Consider the following 21,883-nt stretch of genomic DNA (forward strand, 5'->3'; position numbering starts at 1 on the left):
GGTCCGCAACGTCACGGCGGTGCGGCGCAGCCGAGGCGGCCGGTGAATGACCGTCGTGCCCGGGGTCGCGGCGGTCACCGTCGGCTCCGCGGGGTCGCGGCCGGCTGGCCCGTCGGCCGGCTACCGGCCGGTCGGTGGCTGCCAGGCGGCGGGTGCGGCACGGAGGTCCTGCTCGACCCGCGCCCGTACCGCCGTCGGGTCGACGCCGAGGTCGCGCAGCACGGCGCTGCCGTCGCCGGCATCGTCCTCGACCAGCGCGAGCAGGAGGTGACCGGTGCCCGTGTCGGGGTGCCGGTAGGCGAGCGAGATCGCCATGGCCCGCGCCATGGCGGTGACGACGTCGGTGCCCACGAAGGGGTCGCCCAGGCGCTGACTGCTCAGCTGCTCGGTGAGCACCTCGGCCGGCGGCTCCTCCGGGGCGCCGCGCCGTGCGGCCAGCACGCGGAGGCGGTGGGCGTCGACACCGTGGCTGCGCAGGACGGCCGCACCTCGGTTACGGCTGGACTGGTAGGCGGGTACCGGGATTCGGGCCGCTTCGAGCGTGGCGTCATGGGTGATCATCGCGAGCAGGATGTGCAGCGGGCCGATCACGTCGTGGCCGAGCCGGATCGCCTGGCGTTTCGCCTCGAGGTCGACTCCGGCCAGGATCGAGCCGAAGCGGCTGAGCCGGGACGCACGCGCGAAGAACCGTCCCGCGACGCGGTCGACCAGCGAACCGGCACGGGGCCAGAGGGCCAAACGCACGTCGTCGAGGTCCGGATAGGGCTCGTCGGTCCGTCGCATCGCCGGTTCGGTGCGCAACCGTTCGACGGCCGACAGCCGTGCGTACTCGTGGGGAAGGATGTAGTTGGTCCCGTCGCAGCCGCGCAGTCGCAGCATGGCGAGCACGAGATGGGACAGGTTGGCGAACGGCGTTCCGGTGTCGCGTGCGTCCTGCAGCGCGCCGGCCAGGGTGACACGGACGCCACTCGTCCAGGCTGGATGCGTGGTCTGCTTTCCGAGGCGCCTGCCCGGCTGGCGGCGGAACCGCCACTCGACCTCGCGCAGAACTGCCTGCACCTCGTCGTCGAACTCGCTGGCCGGCCCGGACACCAGTTCGCTGACCGCTCGTCCGGACGGAATGCGGCGCGGATCGGCCGCCATCCGCATGAGGTTCGCACCGTTCGCGCCCGCGAGCAGCCACGGTGGGACCGACCTGGGGTACAGCGCCACCCGGCACAGCAGGTCGAGGGTGCCGACGCTGTTGGACCCGTGCCGGACCGCCGCCGAGTACGCCTGCAGCAGCACCCGCATCGGCATCGCGCCGAGCGCGACGAAGGGTCGCTGCTCCTCGTGCGGCAGCACGGGTCCTCCATGTTCGGGACGGGATGGCGCCTCGACAACTCGCTGACGCAATGGTGCCTCCTCCAGGCGCGCGCGTACCCTTCGTGCCGTGATCAACAACGTGAAGGTCGCGGTCGTCGGCGTCGGCAACAACACCTCGGCGCTGGTGCAGGGGATCGCCTTCTACCGCAGCACCGGCAGCCTGGTGGGCATCCACCGACCGGAGATAGCGGGGCTGGGGGTCGGCGACATCGACGTCGTCGCGGCCTTCGCCCGCTCCGACGGCAAGGTCGGCAAGGACCTGCACGAGGCGATCTTCGTACCGCCCAACAACTTCCCGCGGCTCGACGTGGAGTTGCCGCCCGCGGGCGTGACGGTGCAGGCCGGTCTCGTCGACTCGACGGAGATCGAGCGGGTGGCGCACGCGCTGGAGGGCGCCGAGGTGCTGCTCTATTCCGCGCCGAGCGGCAGGCCGGAAACCGCTCACGCGTACGCCGAGGCGGCCCTGCGGGCGGGCGTGGCGTTCGTGAACACCACTTCGGACGCGGTTGCCCGGGAACCGTTGTGGCTCACGCGGTTCGAGGAGGCCGGCCTGCCGCTGCTCGGCGACGACCTGGCCAGCCAGTTCGGCACCTCCGTGGTGCACCGCGCGCTGCTGCGGTTGCTCGAGGAGCGCGGGCTCACCCTGGTCAGCTCCTACCAGGTGAATCTGGGGGGTACGGAGGACTTCCGCAACCTGGTCGAGAACCCCAACACCAAGGCGCAGTCCAAGTTGAACGCCGTCGGGTCCGACAAGGTGCAGATGGCGCCCCTCGGATACCTCCCGCACCTGCGATCCCAGAAGATCGCCCACCTCAACATCGAAGCGCAGGGCTGGGGTGGGACAGCGGTGAGCCTGGACGTACGGCTCAACGTGCATGACCCGAGTGGCGCAGCCGGCGTCAACATCGACCTGATCCGGTTGGCCGCCACCGCTCTGCGGTCCGGCCGTGGTGGCTTCATCGCCGAGGCGGCGTCGTTCCTGAAGTCCCCACCGGGAACGGCGATCTGATCACGCTGGAGGTATCCGGCACGGGGTGGCGGATCACTGAGCCGTGCCCACGAGCAGCCACCGTCGGACGGCAACCTCCAGCAGCACCCGTTCACCCACCCGCTCCCTGACGTCCCAGCCCTCGTACTTGCTGGCGAACGCCTCGACGACCGTGGCAGGGAAGTCGCCGCGGTGCAGGTGGGCGACGCCCTCGGCCACCACGGGAGCGGTCCCGTCCTCCAGGGCCAGGGACACGCGCGGGTCGGCCTCCAGATTCCGGACCTTGACGCTGCGAGCGTCGCAGCCGATCCACCAGGTGCCGTCGGCGTAGACGAACCAGACCGGCGTCACGTGAGGAGAACCGTCGCGGCGCACGGTGCACAGCCACACGTTCCGCTCGTCGGCCAGCCGGGTCTCGACGTGGGGCGGGAGAGGTGAGGTCACGCGGGAAGTGGACCACAATCGGGGTGGACGCGGATGCCGCCGTGGGGGCCGCCACCGCGGACGGGGAGACCTAGAGTCGGGGAATGCTGATCCGGATCGAGGGCAGCGACCTGCCGGGCCGGCGTACCGGCGCCGAGGCGGACCTGCTGCGGCTCCGCAACGTGCACGTGGGGGTGCAGCGCAAGGCGGAGGTGGTCGACCGGGTGCCCGCCGACGCGCGGGAAGCGGCCTGGCAGTTCGAGGTCACCAGCCGCGAGGTGGACGGCCTGCTCGACGTCGGTGGGCCGTGGGTGCACGGCCGCCCGGGTGCGCGGTTCCTCTATCTCAGCTGGGGATCGGTGACGGAGGACCGTTTCGAGATGTTCCGCCGGGCGAAGCTCCTGTTCGGTGACATCCCGGGGGAGCTGCTGCGTGCCGGTCACGAGGGAGCCGGTGTGCTGGTGGGCCGGCTCCGGTTGACGGACGCCGAGGGCGGGCCGGTCTGTGCCCGGGTCCGGCCACCCGGCATCGGCTGGACCGTGGAGTGACGGGTGGAACGGGGCGTGCCACCCAGTGGCGACGCCCGTGGTCTGCGCGGCCTGGAGAGGGACATGTCGCTGACCACTGAGCCGAGCGGTCCCCGGACGGCCGAGCTGGCCGCGCTGATCGCGGCGTGTCCCTGGCTTCTCGGCGTGCTGGGGGTGGTGCGGGAGGCCGGTCTTCCGGACGCATGGGTGGGGGCGGGCGTCCTCCGGGACCTGGTCTGGGGCCGGCGGTACGGCAGCGGCTTCGACCCGCGGGCCGTGCGGGACGTCGACGTCGCGTTCTTCGACCCCGACGATGTCACCCCGAGCGGCGACGCCGCGGCGACCGAGCTGCTGCGACGCCACGACCCGGCGATCCCGTGGGAGGCGACCAACCAGGCCGCCGTGCACATCTGGTACGAGAGCGTGTTCGGCGCCGGTCCGGTCGGTGCGCTGCGCTCGGTGGCCGAGGCGGTGGCCACCTGGCCCGAGACCGCCACCTGTGTGGCGGTGCGTCTCGACCCTGCCGGGATGCTGCACGTCTGTGCCCCGCTCGGGCTGGACGACCTGCTCGACGGTGTGTGGCGGCGCAACCCGCGCCGGGTGACCGTCGAACTGTCCCGCGCCCGCCTCGCCCGCCATGATCCGGCCAGGCGCTGGCCCGGGTTGCGGGTCCTGCCGCCCTAGTGACAAGCAACGCATCCCGACCGAGTACGGATGCTCATTCGTGTGGCGTCGTGACGCGGCAGGATCGGGCCGTGACGAAGACGACGCCTACCCTGCTCGGCGGCCTCCTTGTGGCGGCGGCGACGGTCGGGGCCTGGTGGGCCTGGCTGGGCTGGGAGTCGGGCTACACGGTCGACCCGGAGACCGGCGCGACCAGCGGCCCGTACGCGGTCTGGCAGGTGGCCGCCGCCGTGCTCACCCTGATCGTGATCGCGGCCGTGGGGGGCTGGTTCTGGAGCCCGTGGCTGGTGGCGCCGGTGATGACGGTGGCCTTCACCGCGGTCTGGGCGGCGCGGGCCGCGTCGACGGACGGCAGCGGGCTCTGGGCGGTGGGGGCGGCGATGGTCGCCATCGGCACCGCCATCGGCGCGATCGTGGTCAGCGGCGGCGCCGCCTGGCTGCGCCGCCGCCGTGACGCCCCGGCCCGCTGAGGAGCCGACCGTCCGGCGGGCATACTTGCCGGATGTCTGAGCAGGCCCGCCGCGCGCGACCCGAGGCCGTGTCGCCGATGCTTGCCGCGTTGCGGACCGGCACCCGCGACCACCATCTCGCGCTGGAACGCGACCTCGACCTGCCCGGCCGGATCCGGACCCGGGCCGACCTGGCGGCCGTGCTCTCCGCGCTGCTCGCCGCGTGGGCCCCGCTGGAACGCGACCTCGCCGCCGCGGACTGGTCCGGGCTGCGGCTCGACCCCCGGCTCGGCGCGGCGACCGGCCTGCTCCGCGCCGACCTGGCCGCCCTGAACGCCGCGCCGCCGGCGGGCGGCGGCCGGGCGGACGGCGGTGTCCGGTTCGACACCCCGGCCCGGGCGGTCGGCGGCCGCTACGTGCTGCTCGGCAGCGCGCTGGGCGGCAGCGTCATCGCTCCCGCGGTGGAACGGCGGCTCGGCCTCGCCGAGGGCGAGGCGACCGGGTTCTTCCGGCGCAGCGGCCGCGCGCCGGGGCGCGACTGGCGGGACTTCCGCGTGGGGCTGACCGCCCGCGACTGGTCCCCGGCGGAGCTGGCCGAGGCGGCCGAGGCCGCCCGCGCCACCTTCACCTTCGTCGGCCGGACCGCCGCGCCGCTCCTCGACACCGGCCACAGCGCGGCCTGACCGCCCGCCGGCGCGGCCTGACCGCCCGCCGTCTCGCGCAGAGCAGCCAGCCCCGAGGCCGCCCGCAACCGACCCGCCGAACCGCGCACAGCAGCCAGCCGCGAGGCCGCCCGGAACCGCCCGCCGAACCGACGCCCACCCCACGAGGGGGCGGGCGCCGGTCAGGCGGCGTCCTCCCACGGCCAGCCGGCCGACCCGCCACGCTCGATCAGCGGTACGGCCCGGAAGGTCGCGTCGGTCAGCCCGCCGAACTCGATCCGGTTGCGGCTGCCCGCGTCGATCGCCGCCGGGGCGTACCCGCCGAGGTTGAAGCCGTACAGCTTGACGTGGTGGGGCACCGTCCCGTTGACCCCGGGGGTCATCGTCTGCATGTCGGAGATGACGAACACCCGGTCGTGCCCCTTCCAGGACGACCGCACCGCGCCCGCGATGTCGGTGCCGTGCCCGACCTCGCCCACCCGGTCGCAGAACCGCCGCACCTGGTCGACCACCGACGCGCCGCGCGGGATCCGGTGCCGGAACACGCCTGTCGCGAAGCCCCGCAGGTCCACGTCGCCGCCCCGGGCGGCCAGCGCCACGCCGAAGACCGCCGCCGCCTTCAGCGGGGTCATCGTCGACCGGCGCGAGAACCCCCGGTCGGTCATCGACGCGGAGGTGTCCACCAGCACGAGGGACCGCCCGGGCAGCGCCGGCAGGTTCGCGAGGCTGGCCCGCAGGGCGCGGTCCAGCGCGTGGCCCCACCGCAGCGACGGCGCGTTCTCGTACGCGGCCAGCCAGCGGAACGGCAGCATCCGGGACCGGGCCACCTCGTCCGGGTCGGCGAACCGGGCCGCCACCTGGGCCGCCACCTCGTCGGAGACGCCCGCCTCGTCGAAGTTGCGCAGGTTGCGGGCCAGCGCCATGAGCCCCATGGACGGGATCACCGCCTCCCAGGCGGCGGCGTCCATCGGGCCGGCCAGCCACGCCGACAGCGCCTCCCAGGTCATCCCGACCCGGGCCAGCCGGTCCGGATCGCCCAGCACGGCCCGCCGCTGCGCCACCGGCAGCGCCGCCAGCTCGGCCCGTGTCCGCAGCAGGGGCAGTTCGGCCGGCGGCGCCTCGTCCCGGCCGTGGCGGCGGTCGATGGCGTGCCGGTAGAGGGCGGAGCGCCGGGCGTCGGTCGGCGCCGGGTGGACCAGGTCGACCACGTCGCCGAAGCGGACCGTGTGGCCGTCGGTGTCGTACTTGAGCAGGGAGCGCTCGGTGTAGAGGCGGGCGACCGCGTCGCGGAGGCCGTTCTTCACCGGCTGCGGCAGCCGGCGCCCGAACCGGCCGTGCCAGTAGGCGACGAACTCGCCCGGCTCGTCCGCCCGGTGCAGCGCGGCCTCGACGAGCTGCCGGTTGTCGCCGTGCCGGCCGGCGTCGAGCCGGGCGTGGACCGCCTCGGCGGCGGCGACCAGGGCGGCCGAGCGCATGTTGGCGTCCCGGCGCAGCCAGCGGACGAACGCGGTCAGCCACGCCACGTCGGCGAGCGCGATCTCGCGGACCAGGCCGGCGAAGCGGTCGTCGCGGCGGCCGGCCGCCTCGTAGAAGGTGTCCTCGGCGACGAAGTTCGCGACCGCGAGCAGGAACAGCTCACCTCGGGCGTCCCGGCGGTACCCGGGTGCGCCCTCGTGGGTCGGCATGGCGCCGGTGGTGGCGATCGGCCCGTTCGGGCCGGTACGCCGGCGCAGGAGAGTGTCGAACTTGCCCATCGGATGTGCCCTTCGCTGCGGAAGGGCGGCGTACGGAACGCGCGGGGAGCCGGCCGAGGACCAGTCGGGCGAGGCACATTGGCGCTCTGGGCCGCTGAGCTACGCCGGCCGGAGCCGACGGCAGGATTCGAACCTGCGTCTCCCCATGGGAAGTGGAAGTATCCCCACCCTGCGCACAGGCCGGCCGCCCGCGCGTTCCGTACCGCCCCTCCGGGAGCCGGTGGACCGGCGTCGCCGGCCCGCACCTCGGAGGTGCGCCCTGGACGGTAGCCCGTCGTGGATCATCCGTCCTGCGAATTCTGTTCGGGTACGGGACGCGCGGGGAGCCGGCCGAGAACCGGTCGGGCGAGGCACCTGGCGCTCTGTCCACTGAGCTACGCCGGCCCGGAGAGCCGACGGCAGGATTCGAACCTGCGACCTCCCCATCCCGAGTGGAAGTATCCCCACCCTGCGCACAGGCCGGCCGCCCGCGCGTCCCGTAGCCCCGGCAGGTTACCGCCGAACGCGACCGACGGTCGTCCCGGTTTCCGCCCCCTGACACGCGACGGGCCGGCCGCCGAACCCCCCTCGACGGCCGGCCTGCCGCGGGCCGGCGCCCCTCGCGCCGGCCGGGGACCGGGCCCCACCGGTCCCCGCGACAAGGTCAGTACGCCAGCGCCACCGGCCGGCCCAGCAGCCGCGCCCCGTTGTTGCCCAGCCAGCCCTCGGCGGCCGCCGCGTGCTGCGCGAACGTGTGGATGTCCCGGAACCGGCGCTGGAGCGGGGAGGAGTCCCGGGCCGCGCCGCCGCCGGCCGCCCGGTAGCAGGTGGCCACGGCGGCGATCGCCTGCTCGGTCACCCAGGGCAGGGCCGCGGAGATGGTCGGTTGCAGGGCCGGGATCCGCTCCGGGTCGTGCGCGCAGGCCGCCCAGAGGTCGTCGGCGAGGTCGGCGAGCAGCGTCCGGGCGGCGCGCACGTTCAGGTCGGCCCGGCCCAGGTGGATCCGGAAGGCGGGGGAGTCGGCGAGCGGCTGCCGGGCGTAGAGGCGCTGCCGGTCGCCGGCGAGCAGGGCGGTCATGTCGTCGAGTGCCCCCTGCGCGATGCCGACCGCCACGGCGCCCAGGTGCAGCACGAACTGCGCCAGCGGCGCCACGAACCCCGGCCCGGGCACGCACGGCGTGCCGGTGAACAGGTCGAAGGTCGCCTCCGCCGGGCAGAAGGCCGAGTCGACCACCACGTCGTGGCTGCCGGTGCCGCGCAGGCCCAGCACGTGCCAGGTGTCCACCACGCTCACGCGGTCGGCCGGGAAGAGCATCGAGCGGGTCTCCGGCGGCGCGCCGTCCGCGCCCGGAATGGGCTGGCCGTCGGCGGTGACCAGGCAGTTGCCGAAGATCCAGTCGGCGTGCCGGCAGCCGCTGGCGAACGCCCAGCGCCCGCTGACCTGGAAGCCGCCGTCGGCCAGCTCGGCCCGGCCCTGCGGGGCGAAGGCGCCGGCCACCACGACGTCGGGGCCGGCGGCGTAGATCTTGTCGAACCGCTCGCGGGACAGCAGGGCCAGCAGGTGCGGGGTCTCCGCGCCGATCATCACGGTCCAACCGGTCGAGCCGTCCGCCCGGGCCAGGGTCTCCAGCACCGCCATGCCGGTGCGCAGGTCCACCTCGTGCCCGCCGTGGTCGCGCGGCACGAACATCCGGAAGCAGCCGGCGGCGCGGAGCCGGTCGAGCAGGTCGGCGGGCAGTTCCCGCTCCCGCTCGATCTCCGCGGCCCGCGCGGTCAGCTCGGGCGTCAGCTCGCGTACGGCGGTCAGCAGGTCGTGCGCCATCGGTGGCCTCCCTCGGCATCGTGTGCGGCTCCACGGTGGGCGGCCCGCCGTCCCGGCCGCCAGGGACACCGGCACCGACCGGTCGGGACACCGACGGATCCCGGGTACGCCGCCGGAACCGCCCGGACGGTCGGGACGCCCCGCCCCATGCGCCCGGGACGCCGGGACGGCGACGCTTCGCCTCGCGGCGCTCCGCCGCGCCCCCGACCTCCAGGAGGAACCCATGACCAGCGCCCTGCTCGACACCACCGGCGCGCCGGCCGCCACCGACCGCCCCCGCCGGGGCTGGGCGGTCGCCGGTGCCGTCGCCGGCCTCACCGGCATCGCGCTCTTCCAGTTCAGCCCGGCGCTGACCGACGTGGACCGGTCGCTCTTCGCCGACAACGAACGATTCGTGGCGGCCATGGACGGCCGGGAGGCGTACCTGTGGGTCTTCCAGGTCCTGGCCGTGCTGGCCGCCGGGTGCCTGGCGGTCTTCGCGGCCGGGCTGCGGCGGCGGCTGGCCGCCCGCGAGCCGGCCGGCGGGCTGCTGCCCGACGTGGCGGCGGCCGGCCTGCTGCTCACCGCCGCGTTGCTGCTCGTCGGCGGCGGGGTCTCCACCGAGCTGTACTGGGACCTGCTGCACCTGTCCGAGACCGACCCCGACACGGTCGCCGGCCTCGCCGCGCTCTACAGCACCTTCCCGTGGGTGTGGGCCGGGGCCGGGCTGAGCGCCGGGGCGGTGGCCGTGGCCGGGCTGCGCCGCCGGTCGGTGAGCCGCTGGCTGGCGGTGTTCAGCCTGGTGATGGCGCTGCTCGTGGTGGTCACCCAGGCGGTGCCGCTGCAGTACCTGGCGCTGGCCCCGGCGGCGCTGTGGGCCACCGTCGCCGGTCTGACGTTCGCGCTGGAGCGGCGGGGTCTCGGCAACTGACCCGGCGACTGCCAGGATCAGGGCCATGTCCGCCGATCCGACGCCCGCGCCGTCCCGCGACCGCCGCCGCCCGGTCGCCGCCCGGCTGGTCGCCGTCGGCTGCGCGCTCCTGCTCGTGGGTACGGCGGTCTGCTGGGTGGCGGCTCGCCGGCCGTGGGGCCTGTCGCAGCTCTACTTCCTGGTCGACTTCACCGACTGCGCGGTCTACGGCACGGTCGCCTGGCTGGTCCTGCTGCGCCGCGGTCACCCGGTCGCCTGGCTGCTCGCCGCGACCGGGCTGGGCGGCGGGCTCTCCGCGCTGAGCGCGCAGTACGTGGACCTGCTGGCGGTCCGGCCCGACCTGCCCGCGCCGGTGCTGCTCACCTCGGCCCGGGACTGGGCCTGGGTGTTCGGGATGCTCTCGCTCATCACGGTGGTGCCCTGGCTGGTCCGGGAGGGGCGGCTGCCCGTGCCGGCCCGGGTCGCCGTGGCGGCCGGCGCCCTGGTCACCGCCGGGATCGCGGTGTTCCACCTGACCTGGCCGGGGCGGCCGGGGCAGCCCTCGGGGGCGCCGTTCCCGGTCACCGCCCCGCGCTGGGCGGAGTTCGTGGTGGCGGGGGAGCCGTGGCTGTTCCGGGTGGTTCCGCTGCTCGGGCTGGTGGCCGCCGCCGGGGTGCTGCGGCGGTGGCGTACCGGGCCGCCGGCCGAGCGGGTGGGGCTGGGCTGGCTGGCGGTCGGCACCCTGCTGCTCGCGGTGAGCTTCGCACCGCTCGGCTTCCCCGTCGAGTGGGCCCGCCAGGTCCCGGACTGGCTGGCCCCGACCGCCATGCTCGCCTCGCAGGCGTTCTTCCCGGCGGCGGTGCTGGCCGTGGTGCTTCGGCAGCGGCTGTGGGGGATCGAGATCGCGGTGCGCCGCACCCTGGTCTGGTTCCTGCTCACCTTCCTGCTGGTCGCCGCGTACGTGGTCGGGGTGAGCGTGCTCGACGGGCTGCTGCCGTCGTCGCCGGCCGTGCCGGGGGTGCTGGTGACGGCGCTGGTGGCGGCCGGCACCCAACCGGCCCGGTCCCGGGTGCAGCGCGGCGTGGACCGGCTGATCCACGGCGAGGCGGTGGAGCCGCTCGGCGTGGTCCGCGGCGTCGGCCACCGGATCAGCGCCTCCGCCGACCCGGCGGACGTGCTGGACGGGGTGGCCCGCAGCGTGACGGACCTGCTCCGGCTGGGCGCCTGCGCCATCGAGGTGGACGGCCCGGAGCCGTACGCCGCGCACGGCTCCTCCGCCGGCCCGGTGGGCGTGCCGCTGGTGCTGCCGCTGCTCCGGGGCGGCGCCGAGATCGGCCGGCTGGTCGCCTGGGCCCGGGCGGGGGAGCGGCTGGACGGGCGGACCCGGGCGGCGCTGCTCGACCTGGTGCCGTTGGTCGCCTCGGCCGCCAGCCTGGCCGCGACCGGCCGGGCGCTGGCCGCCTCGCGGGCCCGGCTGGCCGAGGCGCGCGAGGAGGAGCGGCGCAAGCTGCGCCGGGACCTGCACGACGGGCTCGGCCCGGCGCTGGCCGGGGTGGCGTTGGGCCTGGCGGCGGCCCGTAACCTGCTCACCGTGGATCCCGAGGCGGCCGGCCGGTTGCTGGACCGGTTGCGCGACGAGACCGACCAGCGGGTGGAGCACGTGCGGGACCTGGCCCGGGGGCTGCTGCCGCCGGTGCTGGGGGAGCGCGGCCTCGCCCCGGCGCTGCACGAGCTGGCTCAGCGGTACGCGGGCTCCGGGCTGGCCGTCCAGGTGGCGGCCGAGCCGCTGCCGCTGCCGGAGCCGGTGGCCACCGCGATCTACGGGATCGTCTCCGAGGCGGTCCGCAACGCGCACCGGCACGCGGGCGCTACGGACTGCCGGGTGACCGTGCGGCGGGACGACGAGGGGCTCACGCTCCGGGTCGAGGACGGCGGTCGCGGCATCGTGCCGGGCACGCCGGCCGGGATCGGGATGCGCTCGATGCGGGAGCGGGCCGAGGGGATCGGCGGGGTGTGCGTGGTCGCGCCGGGGCCGGAGGGCGGCACGACGGTCGCCGTCCGGGTGCCGGCCGCGCGGCTGTCCGGCGACGCCGCGCCGGACGAGGCCGGGCAGCCGTTCGCGGTGGTCCCGTGACCGGGGAGACGATCCGGGTCGCGGTGGTCGACGACCACCCGGTGTTCCGGCTCGGCATGAGCGCGCTGCTGGCCTCGACGGCCGGGCTGGAGGTGGTCGGGGAGGCGGCCGACGCGGACGCCGCATTGCGGGTCGCCGACCAGCACCGGCCCGACGTGATGATCATGGACCTGCACCTGGGCGGCCGCTCCGGGGTGGCGGCGACCCGGGAGATCGTGGCCCGGCACCCGGGGATCGGGGTGCTGGTGGTGACGATGCTTGACGAAGACGACTGGGTCTTCGCGGCGCTGCGCGCCGGGGCCCGCGGCTACCTGCTGAAGGGCGCCGCCCCGGCCGAGGTGGAGCGGGCGGTCCGGGCGGTGGCCAACGGCGAGGTGCTGCTCGGCCCGGTCATCGCCAGCCGGGCGCTGAGCTACCTGTCCGGGGCGCGCGGCGCCGGGGCCGCCCCCTTCCCCGAGCTGACCGACCGGGAACGCGAGGTGCTGGATCTGGTCGCCCAGGGGCTGAGCAACGTCGTCATCGCCCGGCGGCTGACGCTGAGTCCGAAGACTGTCCGCAACCACCTGTCGAACGTGCTGGCCAAGCTTCAGGTGGCCGACCGCGCCCAGGCCATCGTCCGGGCCCGGGAGGCGGGCCTCGGTCAGCCCTGACCGAACTCGGTGCCGAGGACCCGCAGCGCGCGGGTCAGCTCCCGGGCCGAGGGCGCCGCCGCCGGGTCGACCAGCCACTGGGCCGCGACGCCGCCGATCAGCGCCTGGTGGAAGGCGCCGAGGGCGACCGCCGTCGACTCGTCGAGGGCCGGGTCGAGCCGGTGGAAGACCTGGGCCAGCCCGAGCCGGGCCTGCCGGGTGGCCCCGGCGAACGCCTCCCGCAGCTCGGGGGCGCGGTCCAGCTGCGCGATCAGCTCGAACTGGACGGCCCAGAGCGGCCGGAGCCGGGCGAACGACTCGATGATCCGCTCCCACGCCGCCTCGAAGCGCTGCTCGGGTGTGGCCTCCGGCCCGGCGTCCTCGGCGAGGGCACGTTGCAGCTCCTCGCCCCACTCCGCCATGGCCTCCAGGAGCGCCTCGTTGAGCAGCGCTTTCGTAGTGCGGAAGTGGTAGCCGATGGCGGCCAGGCTGGTGCCGGCCGCGCCGGCCACGTCGCGGGCCGTGGTGGCCGAGTACCCCTTCTCCATGAGGCAGCGCTTCGCCCCGGCGAGCAGGTCCTCCCGATTTCCCATGCCGGCAGCCTAGCGGATTCCTTGAACAAATGTCTTGCACAAACGTCTAACACGCTTGTACCGTCAGTGGTATGACTGATGTCCTGATCTCCGGCGCCGGTGTCGCCGGCCCCGCGCTCGCTTGGTGGCTGCGCCGCCACGGCTTCCGGCCGACCGTCGTCGAGCGCGCCCCGGCGCTGCGCGACGGGGGCTACAAGGTGGACGTCCGGGGCGCGGCGCTGACCGTGCTGGACCGGATGGGCCTGCGCGAGCAGGTGCGCCGGCACGACACCGGGATGCGGCTGGCCCGCTTCGTGGACGCGTCCGGCGCGCAGCTGGCCACCATGGACGCCGCGCTCTTCGGCGGCCGGGAGGGCGACGACGTCGAGCTGATGCGCGGCGACCTGGCCCGGCTGCTCGTGGAGGCCACCGCCGACGTGGAATACCTTTTCGGCGACTCGATCGCCGCGCTGGATCCGGCCGCCGGCGGGGTGGACGTGACCTTCGCCGGGGGTGGGCGCCGCCGCTTCGACCTGGTGGTCGGCGCCGACGGGCTGCACTCGACCGTACGCCGGCTGGCGTTCGGCCCCGCCGCGGCGCACCTGCGCCCGCTCGGGCACCACATCGCGATCTGCACCGTCCCCGCCGGACTGGGCGAGGAGCGGGTCGAGCTGATGCACCCGGCGCCGGGCCGGACCGTCGGCGTCTACCGCACCGCCGGCGCGCCCGACGCCCGGGCGCTGTTCCTCTTCCCCTCGCCCGCCGAGGAGCCGGACCACCGGGACCTGCCCGCCCAGCGGGCGGCGCTGGCCCGCGCGTTCGGCGGGGCCGGCTGGCGGGTGCCCGAGCTGCTCGCCGCCGCCGACGACGCGCCGGACTTCTACTTCGCGCCCATGAGCCAGGTGCGGATGGAGCGCTGGTCCACCGGCCGGATCGGGCTGGTCGGCGACGCCGGCTACGGTCCGTCGCCGGCCTCCGGGCAGGGCACCAGCCTGGGGCTGGTCGGGGCGTACGTGCTGGCCGCCTCGCTGGCCGAGGCCGGTGGGGACCCGGTCGCCGGGTTCGCCGCGTACGAGCGCCGGATGCGCCCGTTCGTCGCGGCGAACCAGCGCCTGGCCGAGCGCAACCTCAAGGGGATGGTGCTCTCGTCGGCCGCGCAGATCCGGTTCCAGACGCTGATGCTGCGCCTCATGCCGCGCCTGCCCGGCCGGGAGCGGATGATCAGCCGGGTCACCGAGCCGATCCGCCGGGCGGCCACCGCGATCACCCTGCCGGATGCCCCGACGGCCGCGCGCTGACCGGTCAGTCCGCCAGGCGCTCGTCGTACGCGGCGCGCAGGTCCTCCCAGCCGAACTCCTTCGCCTCGGCGCCCCGGATCGGGCCGACCGGGTCGCCGTCGAGCAGGTGGCCGGCGACGTCGAGGCAGAGGTGCCAGCCGGCGGCCATGCTCGCGCCCATGGCGCGGTCGTCGAAGCGGTGCCGCAGGGTCAGGCGGGTGCCGGCCTCCGTGCCGGCCAGCTCCCAGCGCAGCAGGCCGTCGCCCCAGGTGTACTCGAGGACGCGGGGCGGCTCGGCGCGCCGCACGGTGGCCGGGGCCGGCCAGCTCCGCTCGCCGTCGACGGTGCTCAGCGTGACCGCGCCGGGCGTGCCCAGGTCGCGGTCGGCCAGGAAGGGCGCCCACTGGGCGAGCCGGTCCGGCTCGGTGAGCGCCGCCCACACCTTCTCCGGCGGATGCCGCAGGTCGCGGACGAGGATCAGGTCCCACCGGTCGCCGGCCGCCGCCCAGGAGACGTCGGCGAGCGTGCCGGGACGGAAGCTGTCGCGGTCCATGGTCACTCCTGACTGTCGAGATGGCGTTCCAGGGCGTCGAGGTGGTCGGTCCACATCCGCCGGTACGGCCCGAGCCAGTCGTCCACGGCGCGCAGCGGGCGGACGTCGATCCGGTAGATCCGCTGCTGGGCGGCGGTGCGGCAGCTGACCAGGCCGGCCTCGCGCAGCACCTTGAGGTGCTTGGAGACGGCCGGCTGGCTCATGCCGAGCGCGGCCACGAGGTCGCCGACGCTGCTCTCCGCCCGGCGCAGCCGGTCGAGGATGCGGCGTCGGGTGGGCTCGGCCAGCACGGCGAAGGCATCCCCGGACACGCCTCCAATATGCCTCGATGCTCATATGCCTGTCAAGGAATACGGGGCGCGGGCGCGGCGAGCCGGCCCGCTTCCTATGCTCGGGGCATGGAACTGCGGATCTTCACCGAACCCCAGCAGGGCGCCAGCTACCACCAGCTGCTCGCCGTGGCGCGCCGCGCGGAGGAGACGGGCTTCGGCGCCTTCTTCCGCTCCGACCACTACCTGAAGATGGGCTCGGTGAGCGGCGACCCGGGCCCGACCGACGCCTGGACCACCCTCGCTGGCCTGGCCCGGGACACGAAGACGATCCGGCTCGGCACCCTGATGACCGCGGCCACCTTCCGGCTTCCCGGCCCGCTCGCCATCACCGTCGCCCAGGTCGACCAGATGAGCGGCGGCCGGGTCGAGCTGGGCATCGGCACCGGCTGGTTCGCCGAGGAGCACACCGCGTACGGGATCCCGTTCCCGCCGCTGGGGGAGCGGTTCGACCGGCTGGAGGAGCAGCTCGCCGTCATCACCGGGCTCTGGGAGACGCCGGCCGGGTCGACCTTCGACCACCCCGGCAAGTACTACCCGGTGAGCGACTCACCGGCGCTGCCCAAGCCCGTCCAGCAGCCGCGCCCGCCGATCCTGCTCGGCGGCACCGGCCCGAAGCGGACGCCCCGCCTGGCGGCCCGCTACGCCGACGAGTTCAACCTGCCGTTCGCCTCGGTCGAGGACTCGGCGGCGCAGTTCCAGCGGGTGAAGGACGCCTGCGCCGAGGCCGACCGGGACCCCGCCACCATGACCTGGTCCAACGCCCTGGTGCTCTGCTGCGGCCGGGACGACGCCGAGGTGGCCCGGCGCGCCGCGGCGATCGGCCGGGAGCCGGACGAGCTGCGCGAGAACGGCGCCGCCGGCACCCCCGCCGAGGTCGTCGACAAGCTCGGCCGGTACGCGGAGATCGGCAGCGAGCGGGTCTACCTCCAGGTGCTCGACCTGGCCGACCTGGACCACCTGGAGCTGGTCGCCGCCGAGGTGATGCGGCAGGTCTGAGCGCGAGGGCTCAGCGGACCGTTCCGGCGGCCCGGGGCGGCGGCCCCGGGTGGGGGATCGGGTCCGGCTCCGGCTCCGGGGCCGGCGGGGGCGCCGGGGCCGTGGCGTACTGCCCACCGGCCGGCTCGGGGCCCACGCCGGTCGGGTCGATCTCCTCCTCCGACGGATACACGTCGCCGCGGAGGGTCGGGTCGCGGTAGCTGCTCATGTCCACAGGGTGCCCTACGGGACGGCGGGGCAACCGCGGCTTGCGCGATTGGCGGATGATGCACCCGGACACCGGGGACGGGAACGGGGGGAACGACGTGGAACTGCACCGCAACCGAGGGGTCCTGCCGCTGGCCCTCGTCTGCGTGGCGGGCGGGGTGATGGTGCTCGCCGTGGCCGGTGACGGGCCCGTGCTGCGGATGCTTGTCGCCCTGGGCATCGTGGTGATCGGCGTCAAGGTGCTGGTCGGCGCCCTGCGGCCGTTCCGCTGCGTGCTGAGCCCCGAGGGGCTGGAGGTGCGCCGGCCGGGCCTGCGCGGGACGTACCGCTGGGAGCAGTTCGCGGCGCTCGCCCTCGACGACGCCGGCCGGCTGGTCGGCGTGCCCGGGGCCGGCCTGCCGCCGGGCCTGCCGGTGAGCGCCCGGCACCCGCGCGACGGCCGCCCCGCCGTCGAACTGCTCGACCTCACGCAGGTGCGGGAGAGCCCCGACGAGGTGACCGCGGCGCTGACCCGGTACGCGGGTGACCGCTTCACCGACGCACGCACCGGGCCGGCCGGCGCGGACCTCGACTTCACCATCGGGCTGCGCGGCTACGACGTCCGCGAGGTCGACCGGCTGGTCGACCGTGCCCGGGAGGCGCTCGCCCGGGGCGGGCCGGCCGAGCGGCGGACCGCCCGGGCGGAGATCGAGCGGGCCCGGGCCGCCGGGCTGCCGGTGGCGCTGCGCGGGTACTCCACCACGCAGGTGGAGGCGGCGCTGGACGCGCTCCACGCCGCGCTCACCGAGGAAGCCAGCACCGACCGGGAGGCCACCGCATGACCGGCACCAACTGGGCGGGCAACGTCACCTGGTCGGCCCGCGCCCGCCACGAGCCGTCCACCCTGGACGAGCTGCGCCGGCTGGTGGCCGGCGCGGACCGGGTCCGGGCGGTGGGCACCGGACACTCGTTCAACCGGCTCGGCGACACCACCGGCGTGCAGGTGTCGGTGGCCGGGCTGCCGCCGACCGTCGCGCTCGACCGTGACCGGGGCACCGTCACCGTCGCCGCCGGGATGCGGTACGGCGACCTGGCCACCGCGCTGCACGCCGAGGGGTACGCGGTGGCGAACCTCGCCTCCCTGCCGCACATCTCGGTGGCCGGCGCGGTCGCCACCGCCACCCACGGCTCCGGGCCGGCCCACGGCAACCTGGCCACCGCCGTGGCCGCGCTGGAACTGGTCACCGCCGACGGCGACCTGCTCACCGTGGACCGCGCCGACCCCCGGTTCGCCGGGCTGGTGGTCCACCTCGGCGCGCTGGGCGTGGTCACCCGGCTCACCCTCGACGTGGTGCCCGCCTTCGAGGTGCGGCAGTACGTCCGGCTCGGCCTGCCCCGCGCGGCCCTGGACGACGCCCTCGACGCGGCCTACAGCGTCAGCGTCTTCACCGGCTGGCGGTCACCCCGGTTCGACCAGGTGTGGCTCAAGCAGCGGGCCGACCAGCCGCCGCCCCCGGCGGACTGGCTGGACACCCGGGCCGCCGACACGCCCCGCCACCCGGTGCCCGGGATGCCGGCGCAGAACTGCACCGAACAGCTGGGCGAGCCCGGGCCGTGGCACGAGCGGCTGCCGCACTTCCGGCTCGGCTTCACGCCGAGCAGCGGCGACGAACTCCAGTCCGAGTGGCACCTTTCCCGCGCCGACGGCGCCGCGGCGCTGGCCGCGCTCGACCCGGCGGCCGAGCGGATCGCCGCCGTGCTCCAGGTCTGCGAGCTGCGTACGGTGGCCGCCGACGGGTTGTGGCTGAGCCCGAACCACGAGCGCGACACCCTGGCCGTCCACTTCACCTGGGTGGGCGATCCGGAAGCGGTGGCGCCCGTGCTCGACGAGGTGGAGGAGCGGCTCGCCCCCTTCGCCCCGCGCCCCCACTGGGGCAAGCTCTTCACCCGCGACCCGGCCACCGCCTATCCCCGCCACGACGACTTCCGCGCCCTGCTGCGCGAGTTCGACCCGGCCGGCAAGTTCCGCACCGCGTTGCTGGACCGTTACTTCCCGCGATACTGACCTACCACCGGGTCACCCGTAGCCTATGGTCCGACCATCCAGGGTGGACACCGGTGAGGGAGAACGATGGTGCAGGAACCCCCCGGCCCGGGCGGGCTGGTCCGCGTCGACAACCGAGCGCTGTCCCGGATCAGCGTCGTCGCCCAGTGCCTGGACAACCAGTGGGTCACCCGGGACCTGCTGGAGCACATGGTGAGCCGGCGACTCTCCTACGCGGAGGTGGAGCGCCGGCGGCGGCAGGACGCGCGGGCCGAGTACCTCCGGTCGATCCTCAACGCCGAGCAGGTCATCGTCAATCGGGCGTACTTCTTCAACAACCCCGTCGTCTACCAGGACTTCGCGGAGCGGGGCCCCCAACGCGAGGCCGTCCGGGCCCTGCTGGACGAGAGCGTGCTCGTGCCCTTCCTGCTCCGCGAGGGCTCGCCCGCGGACGAGCCGCGGTTCACCGTCGACCCGATCGGCTGGGACGCCTGGCGGAGCCTGCTCGGTGACCTCGACACCATCCGGTGTCTCCGGCTGAGCTGGGACGACGCCGAGAACGAGGAGTGCACGCAGCGGCTCATGTTCGAGGAGTTCCACCGCTTCCTGCTGCAACTGCGCGGCTTCAACCTCGACGCCCTGCGCCGTGACCTCGGCCTGGACGGGGAGAGCATCCCGGCGCTGCGGGAGCGGCTGCGGGAGGTGACCCTGTGGGCCGCGGACACCGACCGGGCCGACCGCGAGGGGTTCTACCGGCAGTTCCTCGTCGAGCCCGGCAGCGACCCCGCGCAGGGCCGCTTCCGGTCGGCGCCTCTGGTGGCGGAGCTCAAGCAGCTCATCGACCTCCGGTACAACACGACCGTGCCGGACGCGGTGGAGCGCTTCGCGCTGATCCCCACCGACTCGCTGCGGCGGACCGCCCTCCAGGAGCGGCCGCCGGTGCGGGCCGCCCGCGCCACCGGGGAGGGCGCTCCGCGGGCCGAGCTGAAGCAGCTCGTCGAGCTGCTCCGGACGCTGCGGCCCCAGGCGTTCGACCTGGCCCTGTCCCCGCTGCGGATCGACCTGACCGGGCTGGAACTGACCCACGTGCGGCAGGCGCGGGACACCGACGAGTGGCGCGGCTACCTGGGCGCGCTGGAATCGCTGCTCGACGACCCGACCGACTTCGTGGCTCGCGGCCAGGTGGTGTACGACCGCTACCTCGCCCTCGCCGGCCGGCTCGCGGAGATCGTCGGCGAGCGGCGGCGCAGCCGGATGCGGATCTGGCAGCCTGTCGTCCGGATCACCATCGAGGTTCTCGGCGCCTCCGCCTCGCTCATCTACGACGGCGATCCCCGGCTGGAGGTGATCGGCGACGTGGCCACCGAGGTCGCCTCCCGGGGCACCGACGCGGTGCTCCGCTTCGCCGTGGTCGGGCGCGACCAGCGCCGGGCCGAGAACGAGCTGGCCACCGGCATCGACGTCATGCGGGTCCGGCTGGAGCGGGCCCGCGAGGACTGGCGGGAACTCGTCGCCCGACTCCGGGAGGGCGGCTTCCCGGTGGTCGACGGCGACGTCGAGCGGGACTCCGAGCCGAACATCGACCGACCCCGGGAGGACACATGAGCGAGGTCTCCGACGATCCCCGCTACCGGGAGCTGCGCGACCGGCTGCCGGAGCTGTTCGCCAACCCGCCGGGCGCCGCCGTGGAGATCCTCGACGACCCCGCGGAGGTGGCCGCCGCGGAACGGGCCAAGGCCGCCGCGCTGCGCGCCCGTGGGCTGCCCGAGGAGTGGGGCCGGACCGGGGTCGCGTACCAGGACGAGTGGCTGACGCTGCTGCGGGACCCGGTCCGGTTCCCCGGCGGCGGGCTCGGCACGTACATCCGCGCGGTGTCGATGGGCGGCGCGTACGGGGTGGTGCTCCTGCCGGTGCTCGACGGCGCGGTGGTGCTCATCGAGCACTTCCGGCACGCCACCCGGCGGTGGCACCTGGAGGCGCCCCGCGGGTTCGGCGAGCCGGGTGTCCCGGCCGAGGAGCAGGCGGCCCGGGAGCTGCGCGAGGAGATCGGCGCGGAGGCCGTCCGCCTGGTCGACCTGGGCGTGCTGCACCCGGACACCGGCACCTCCACCGACGAGGTCCGGCTCTTCCTGGCCGAGGTGGCGGCGGTCGGGGAGCCCGACGCGCGGGAGGGCATCCGGGCCGTGCGGCGCTGCCCGCCGGCCGAGGTCGGCCGGCTCATCCGGGACGGGGTGGTGACCGATTCGTTCACCATCGCGGCCTGGACCCGGGCGCACCTGCGCGGCCTGCTGGGCGAGGGCTAGGAGCGGCCGGCGGTCATCTGTTCGCGCATGCTGCCGCGCTGCACCGCGCGGCTGATGTCGCTGGGCGAGACGATCCCGACCAGCCGCTGGTCGGTCACCACGAGCGCCCGGCCGTCGGCGCACTGACTGAGCCGGGGGAGCAGGTCGGTGAGCTGCTCGTCCGGGTTGGCGAGCACCAGTTCGTCGGCCCGGCAGGAGACCTCGGCCAGGGTGGTCGAGGCGCGCCGGTCGGCGGGGATGCCGCGGACCCGGTCGAGGGTGACCAGCCCGACCGGCCGGCCCTCCTCGGTCAGCGGCAACGCCGAGTGCCGGTACGCGAAGAGGTAGTGGTCGACGAAGTCGGCGACGGTCATCTCCCCGGAGGCGGTCTGCGGCTGCGGTGTCATCACCTCGGCGACCCGGATGCCGCGCAGCGCGCTGCCCATCCGGGCCTGGCGCTCCTCCATGCCGGCGGCGCCGATCAGGAACCAGCCGATGAGCGCCAGCCAGAGCCCGCCGACCCCGCTGCCGGCCAGGAACTGCCAGAGCCCCAGCCCGATCAGCAGCGCGCCGAGGATCCAGCCGGCGCGGGCCGCCACCACGGACGCCTTCGTGCGGTCGCCGGTGGCCTTCCACACCGCCGCGCGCAGCAGCCGGCCGCCGTCCAGTGGGGCGGCGGGGAGCACGTTGAAGATCGCCAGGAGCACGTTGATGCCGGCCAGCCAGGACAGCGCGCCGAGCAGCAGGCCGTGCGCGCCGGCCAGGGCGAGCAGCAGCGCGATCGCGCCGAAGAACAGCCCGATGATCAGGCTGACCAGCGGCCCCACCCCGGCGATGCGCAGCTCGGCGCCCGGGTCGCGGGCCTCGCCCTTCAGCTCGGAGACGCCGCCGAAGAGCCACAGCGTGATCCCCTCGACCTCGATGCCGTTGCGCTTGGCGACCACCGCGTGGGCCACCTCGTGGGCGAGCAGGCCGAGGAAGAAGACCACAGCGGCGGCCAGCCCGGCGGCCACGTACGCCACGGCCGAGTGGCCCGGGTACGCGCGGGGGAACTGGCTCGCGGACAGCGCCCACGCGATCAGCAGGAAGATGACCAGGACGCTCCAGTTGACCCCGACGGGTACACCCGCGATCCGGCCAAGCCGGAAGCTCGCCCTCATGTCCCCGTCATACCCGTCCCGGTCGGTGCCACACCAGGGCGCAAAGTCCCGGACTTTCGCTTGCCATACGTCAAGCGAGCATTGACGGCGCATGCCATTCGCCGATATCTATCCGGGTAAGTCGCCGTCAGATCTTCCGGCCGCCGCCACGAGCGGCGCCCGGAAGAGGTAGAGGA

23 protein-coding genes are annotated in these 21,883 nt (G+C 75.2%); 14 read left to right on the top strand and 9 right to left on the bottom strand.

The features are described 5' to 3' along the window. Positions 1-120: 120 nt before the first annotated feature. The gene (locus NLX85_RS21245; protein ID WP_254337790.1) at positions 121-1,344 is read right to left on the bottom strand and encodes a Clp protease N-terminal domain-containing protein; all 1,224 of its coding nucleotides are present in this window, start codon (positions 1,342-1,344) and stop codon (positions 121-123) included. Between the two features lie 88 nt (positions 1,345-1,432). Here NLX85_RS21245 and NLX85_RS21250 point away from each other — a divergent pair, with 88 nt between their 5' ends. After that, the gene (locus NLX85_RS21250; protein ID WP_254337792.1) at positions 1,433-2,374 is read left to right on the top strand and encodes an inositol-3-phosphate synthase; all 942 of its coding nucleotides are present in this window, start codon (positions 1,433-1,435) and stop codon (positions 2,372-2,374) included. A 33-nt stretch (positions 2,375-2,407) separates the two neighbouring features. Here the strand turns inward: NLX85_RS21250 and NLX85_RS21255 are convergent, their stop codons facing one another. Continuing rightward, a complete protein-coding gene (locus NLX85_RS21255) occupies positions 2,408-2,797 on the bottom strand; it encodes a TIGR03618 family F420-dependent PPOX class oxidoreductase (RefSeq protein WP_254337794.1) in 390 nt (129 codons plus the stop codon). Between the two features lie 83 nt (positions 2,798-2,880). On the opposite strand from NLX85_RS21255, the gene NLX85_RS21260 reads away from it, so the two are divergent. The 4 genes from NLX85_RS21260 (at position 2,881) to NLX85_RS21275 (ending at position 5,119) form a co-directional block, all read left to right on the top strand. Beyond that, entirely contained in the window at positions 2,881-3,324 is a 444-nt protein-coding gene (locus tag NLX85_RS21260) for a DUF5990 family protein (RefSeq protein ID WP_254337796.1), read from the top strand. Between the two features lie 63 nt (positions 3,325-3,387). Continuing rightward, a complete protein-coding gene (locus tag NLX85_RS21265; protein WP_254337798.1) occupies positions 3,388-3,987 on the top strand; it encodes a nucleotidyltransferase family protein in 600 nt (199 codons plus the stop codon). A 71-nt stretch (positions 3,988-4,058) separates the two neighbouring features. Further along, complete coding sequence (locus NLX85_RS21270; protein ID WP_254337800.1) at positions 4,059-4,457, top strand: hypothetical protein; 399 nt, start codon at positions 4,059-4,061, stop codon at positions 4,455-4,457. Between the two features lie 32 nt (positions 4,458-4,489). Then, positions 4,490-5,119: a biliverdin-producing heme oxygenase gene (locus NLX85_RS21275; protein ID WP_254337802.1), complete on the top strand. Its 630-nt coding sequence runs from the start codon at positions 4,490-4,492 to the stop codon at positions 5,117-5,119. A 161-nt stretch (positions 5,120-5,280) separates the two neighbouring features. On the opposite strand, the gene NLX85_RS21280 is transcribed toward NLX85_RS21275, so the two are convergent. Together NLX85_RS21280 and NLX85_RS21285 are read right to left on the bottom strand one after the other, a co-directional pair. Further along, positions 5,281-6,852 (bottom strand): TROVE domain-containing protein, encoded by a 1,572-nt coding sequence (locus NLX85_RS21280; RefSeq protein WP_254337804.1) that lies wholly within the window; start codon positions 6,850-6,852, stop codon positions 5,281-5,283. A 643-nt stretch (positions 6,853-7,495) separates the two neighbouring features. Continuing rightward, positions 7,496-8,653, bottom strand: coding sequence for an acyl-CoA dehydrogenase family protein (locus NLX85_RS21285; protein WP_254337806.1), 1,158 nt, complete (start codon positions 8,651-8,653; stop codon positions 7,496-7,498). Positions 8,654-8,876: 223 nt separating this feature from the next. Between NLX85_RS21285 and NLX85_RS21290 the strand changes: the two genes are divergently transcribed. The 3 genes from NLX85_RS21290 to NLX85_RS33495 are packed head-to-tail and all read left to right on the top strand — an operon-like array spanning position 8,877 to position 12,326. Next, the gene (locus tag NLX85_RS21290; RefSeq protein ID WP_254337808.1) at positions 8,877-9,563 is read left to right on the top strand and encodes a hypothetical protein; all 687 of its coding nucleotides are present in this window, start codon (positions 8,877-8,879) and stop codon (positions 9,561-9,563) included. A gap of 25 nt (positions 9,564-9,588) precedes the next feature. Further along, positions 9,589-11,676, top strand: coding sequence for a sensor histidine kinase (locus NLX85_RS21295; protein WP_254337810.1), 2,088 nt, complete (start codon positions 9,589-9,591; stop codon positions 11,674-11,676). After that, on the top strand, positions 11,673-12,326 hold the full coding sequence (locus NLX85_RS33495; protein WP_254337812.1) for a response regulator transcription factor: 654 nt from the start codon (positions 11,673-11,675) through the stop codon (positions 12,324-12,326). The genes NLX85_RS21295 and NLX85_RS33495 overlap by 4 nt, the downstream gene beginning before the upstream one ends. Here NLX85_RS33495 and NLX85_RS21305 read toward each other — a convergent pair. Then, positions 12,317-12,898: a TetR/AcrR family transcriptional regulator gene (locus tag NLX85_RS21305; RefSeq protein ID WP_254337814.1), complete on the bottom strand. Its 582-nt coding sequence runs from the start codon at positions 12,896-12,898 to the stop codon at positions 12,317-12,319. The two genes, NLX85_RS33495 and NLX85_RS21305, sit on opposite strands and share 10 nt — an antisense overlap. 71 nt (positions 12,899-12,969) lie before the next feature. On the opposite strand from NLX85_RS21305, the gene NLX85_RS21310 reads away from it, so the two are divergent. Then, positions 12,970-14,175: an FAD-dependent monooxygenase gene (locus NLX85_RS21310; protein WP_254337816.1), complete on the top strand. Its 1,206-nt coding sequence runs from the start codon at positions 12,970-12,972 to the stop codon at positions 14,173-14,175. 4 nt (positions 14,176-14,179) lie between these two features. Here NLX85_RS21310 and NLX85_RS21315 read toward each other — a convergent pair whose 3' ends face one another. Together NLX85_RS21315 and NLX85_RS21320 are read right to left on the bottom strand one after the other, a co-directional pair. Next, positions 14,180-14,707: an SRPBCC family protein gene (locus tag NLX85_RS21315; protein ID WP_254337818.1), complete on the bottom strand. Its 528-nt coding sequence runs from the start codon at positions 14,705-14,707 to the stop codon at positions 14,180-14,182. Positions 14,708-14,709: 2 nt separating this feature from the next. Then, positions 14,710-15,018, bottom strand: coding sequence for a helix-turn-helix transcriptional regulator (locus tag NLX85_RS21320; protein ID WP_254337820.1), 309 nt, complete (start codon positions 15,016-15,018; stop codon positions 14,710-14,712). Between the two features lie 87 nt (positions 15,019-15,105). Between NLX85_RS21320 and NLX85_RS21325 the strand changes: the two genes are divergently transcribed. Continuing rightward, on the top strand, positions 15,106-16,035 hold the full coding sequence (locus tag NLX85_RS21325) for an LLM class F420-dependent oxidoreductase (RefSeq protein WP_254337822.1): 930 nt from the start codon (positions 15,106-15,108) through the stop codon (positions 16,033-16,035). 10 nt (positions 16,036-16,045) lie between these two features. Here NLX85_RS21325 and NLX85_RS21330 read toward each other — a convergent pair whose 3' ends face one another. Continuing rightward, the gene (locus NLX85_RS21330; RefSeq protein WP_254337824.1) at positions 16,046-16,243 is read right to left on the bottom strand and encodes a hypothetical protein; all 198 of its coding nucleotides are present in this window, start codon (positions 16,241-16,243) and stop codon (positions 16,046-16,048) included. A 55-nt stretch (positions 16,244-16,298) separates the two neighbouring features. Between NLX85_RS21330 and NLX85_RS21335 the strand changes: the two genes are divergently transcribed. The 4 genes from NLX85_RS21335 (at position 16,299) to NLX85_RS21350 (ending at position 20,568) form a co-directional block, all read left to right on the top strand. Continuing rightward, positions 16,299-17,063 carry a PH domain-containing protein gene (locus NLX85_RS21335; RefSeq protein WP_254337826.1) on the top strand — a complete coding sequence of 255 codons (765 nt, stop codon included), beginning with the start codon at positions 16,299-16,301 and terminating at the stop codon, positions 17,061-17,063. After that, positions 17,060-18,286, top strand: coding sequence for an FAD-binding protein (locus NLX85_RS21340; protein ID WP_254337828.1), 1,227 nt, complete (start codon positions 17,060-17,062; stop codon positions 18,284-18,286). The genes NLX85_RS21335 and NLX85_RS21340 overlap by 4 nt, the downstream gene beginning before the upstream one ends. Before the next feature lie 66 nt (positions 18,287-18,352). Continuing rightward, the gene (locus tag NLX85_RS21345) at positions 18,353-19,870 is read left to right on the top strand and encodes a hypothetical protein (protein WP_254337830.1); all 1,518 of its coding nucleotides are present in this window, start codon (positions 18,353-18,355) and stop codon (positions 19,868-19,870) included. After that, on the top strand, positions 19,867-20,568 hold the full coding sequence (locus tag NLX85_RS21350) for an NUDIX hydrolase (protein WP_254337832.1): 702 nt from the start codon (positions 19,867-19,869) through the stop codon (positions 20,566-20,568). The genes NLX85_RS21345 and NLX85_RS21350 overlap by 4 nt, the downstream gene beginning before the upstream one ends. Here the strand turns inward: NLX85_RS21350 and NLX85_RS21355 are convergent. Then, the gene (locus NLX85_RS21355) at positions 20,565-21,707 is read right to left on the bottom strand and encodes a site-2 protease family protein (RefSeq protein WP_254337834.1); all 1,143 of its coding nucleotides are present in this window, start codon (positions 21,705-21,707) and stop codon (positions 20,565-20,567) included. The two genes, NLX85_RS21350 and NLX85_RS21355, sit on opposite strands and share 4 nt — an antisense overlap. Positions 21,708-21,883 lie beyond the last annotated feature (176 nt).

The organism is Micromonospora sp. A3M-1-15, assembly GCF_024213425.1.
Taxonomy (GTDB): Bacteria; Actinomycetota; Actinomycetes; order Mycobacteriales; family Micromonosporaceae; genus Micromonospora; species Micromonospora chersina.

What these genes read in the sequence shown, in the direction of transcription:
- NLX85_RS21340 (WP_254337828.1), top strand. Translation starts at nt 17,060, where the DNA reads ATGACCGGCACCAACTGGGCGGGCAACGTCACCTGGTCGGCCCGCGCC.
- NLX85_RS21350 (WP_254337832.1), top strand. Translation starts at nt 19,867, where the DNA reads ATGAGCGAGGTCTCCGACGATCCCCGCTACCGGGAGCTGCGCGACCGG.
- NLX85_RS21280 (WP_254337804.1), bottom strand. Translation starts at nt 6,852, where the DNA reads ATGGGCAAGTTCGACACTCTCCTGCGCCGGCGTACCGGCCCGAACGGG.
- NLX85_RS21355 (WP_254337834.1), bottom strand. Translation starts at nt 21,707, where the DNA reads ATGAGGGCGAGCTTCCGGCTTGGCCGGATCGCGGGTGTACCCGTCGGG.
- NLX85_RS21330 (WP_254337824.1), bottom strand. Translation starts at nt 16,243, where the DNA reads ATGAGCAGCTACCGCGACCCGACCCTCCGCGGCGACGTGTATCCGTCG.
- NLX85_RS21325 (WP_254337822.1), top strand. Translation starts at nt 15,106, where the DNA reads ATGGAACTGCGGATCTTCACCGAACCCCAGCAGGGCGCCAGCTACCAC.
- NLX85_RS21315 (WP_254337818.1), bottom strand. Translation starts at nt 14,707, where the DNA reads ATGGACCGCGACAGCTTCCGTCCCGGCACGCTCGCCGACGTCTCCTGG.
- NLX85_RS21285 (WP_254337806.1), bottom strand. Translation starts at nt 8,653, where the DNA reads ATGGCGCACGACCTGCTGACCGCCGTACGCGAGCTGACGCCCGAGCTG.
- NLX85_RS21265 (WP_254337798.1), top strand. Translation starts at nt 3,388, where the DNA reads ATGTCGCTGACCACTGAGCCGAGCGGTCCCCGGACGGCCGAGCTGGCC.
- NLX85_RS21290 (WP_254337808.1), top strand. Translation starts at nt 8,877, where the DNA reads ATGACCAGCGCCCTGCTCGACACCACCGGCGCGCCGGCCGCCACCGAC.
- NLX85_RS21345 (WP_254337830.1), top strand. Translation starts at nt 18,353, where the DNA reads ATGGTGCAGGAACCCCCCGGCCCGGGCGGGCTGGTCCGCGTCGACAAC.
- NLX85_RS21310 (WP_254337816.1), top strand. Translation starts at nt 12,970, where the DNA reads ATGACTGATGTCCTGATCTCCGGCGCCGGTGTCGCCGGCCCCGCGCTC.
- NLX85_RS21335 (WP_254337826.1), top strand. Translation starts at nt 16,299, where the DNA reads ATGATGCACCCGGACACCGGGGACGGGAACGGGGGGAACGACGTGGAA.
- NLX85_RS21305 (WP_254337814.1), bottom strand. Translation starts at nt 12,898, where the DNA reads ATGGGAAATCGGGAGGACCTGCTCGCCGGGGCGAAGCGCTGCCTCATG.
- NLX85_RS21260 (WP_254337796.1), top strand. Translation starts at nt 2,881, where the DNA reads ATGCTGATCCGGATCGAGGGCAGCGACCTGCCGGGCCGGCGTACCGGC.
- NLX85_RS21275 (WP_254337802.1), top strand. Translation starts at nt 4,490, where the DNA reads ATGTCTGAGCAGGCCCGCCGCGCGCGACCCGAGGCCGTGTCGCCGATG.
- NLX85_RS21295 (WP_254337810.1), top strand. Translation starts at nt 9,589, where the DNA reads ATGTCCGCCGATCCGACGCCCGCGCCGTCCCGCGACCGCCGCCGCCCG.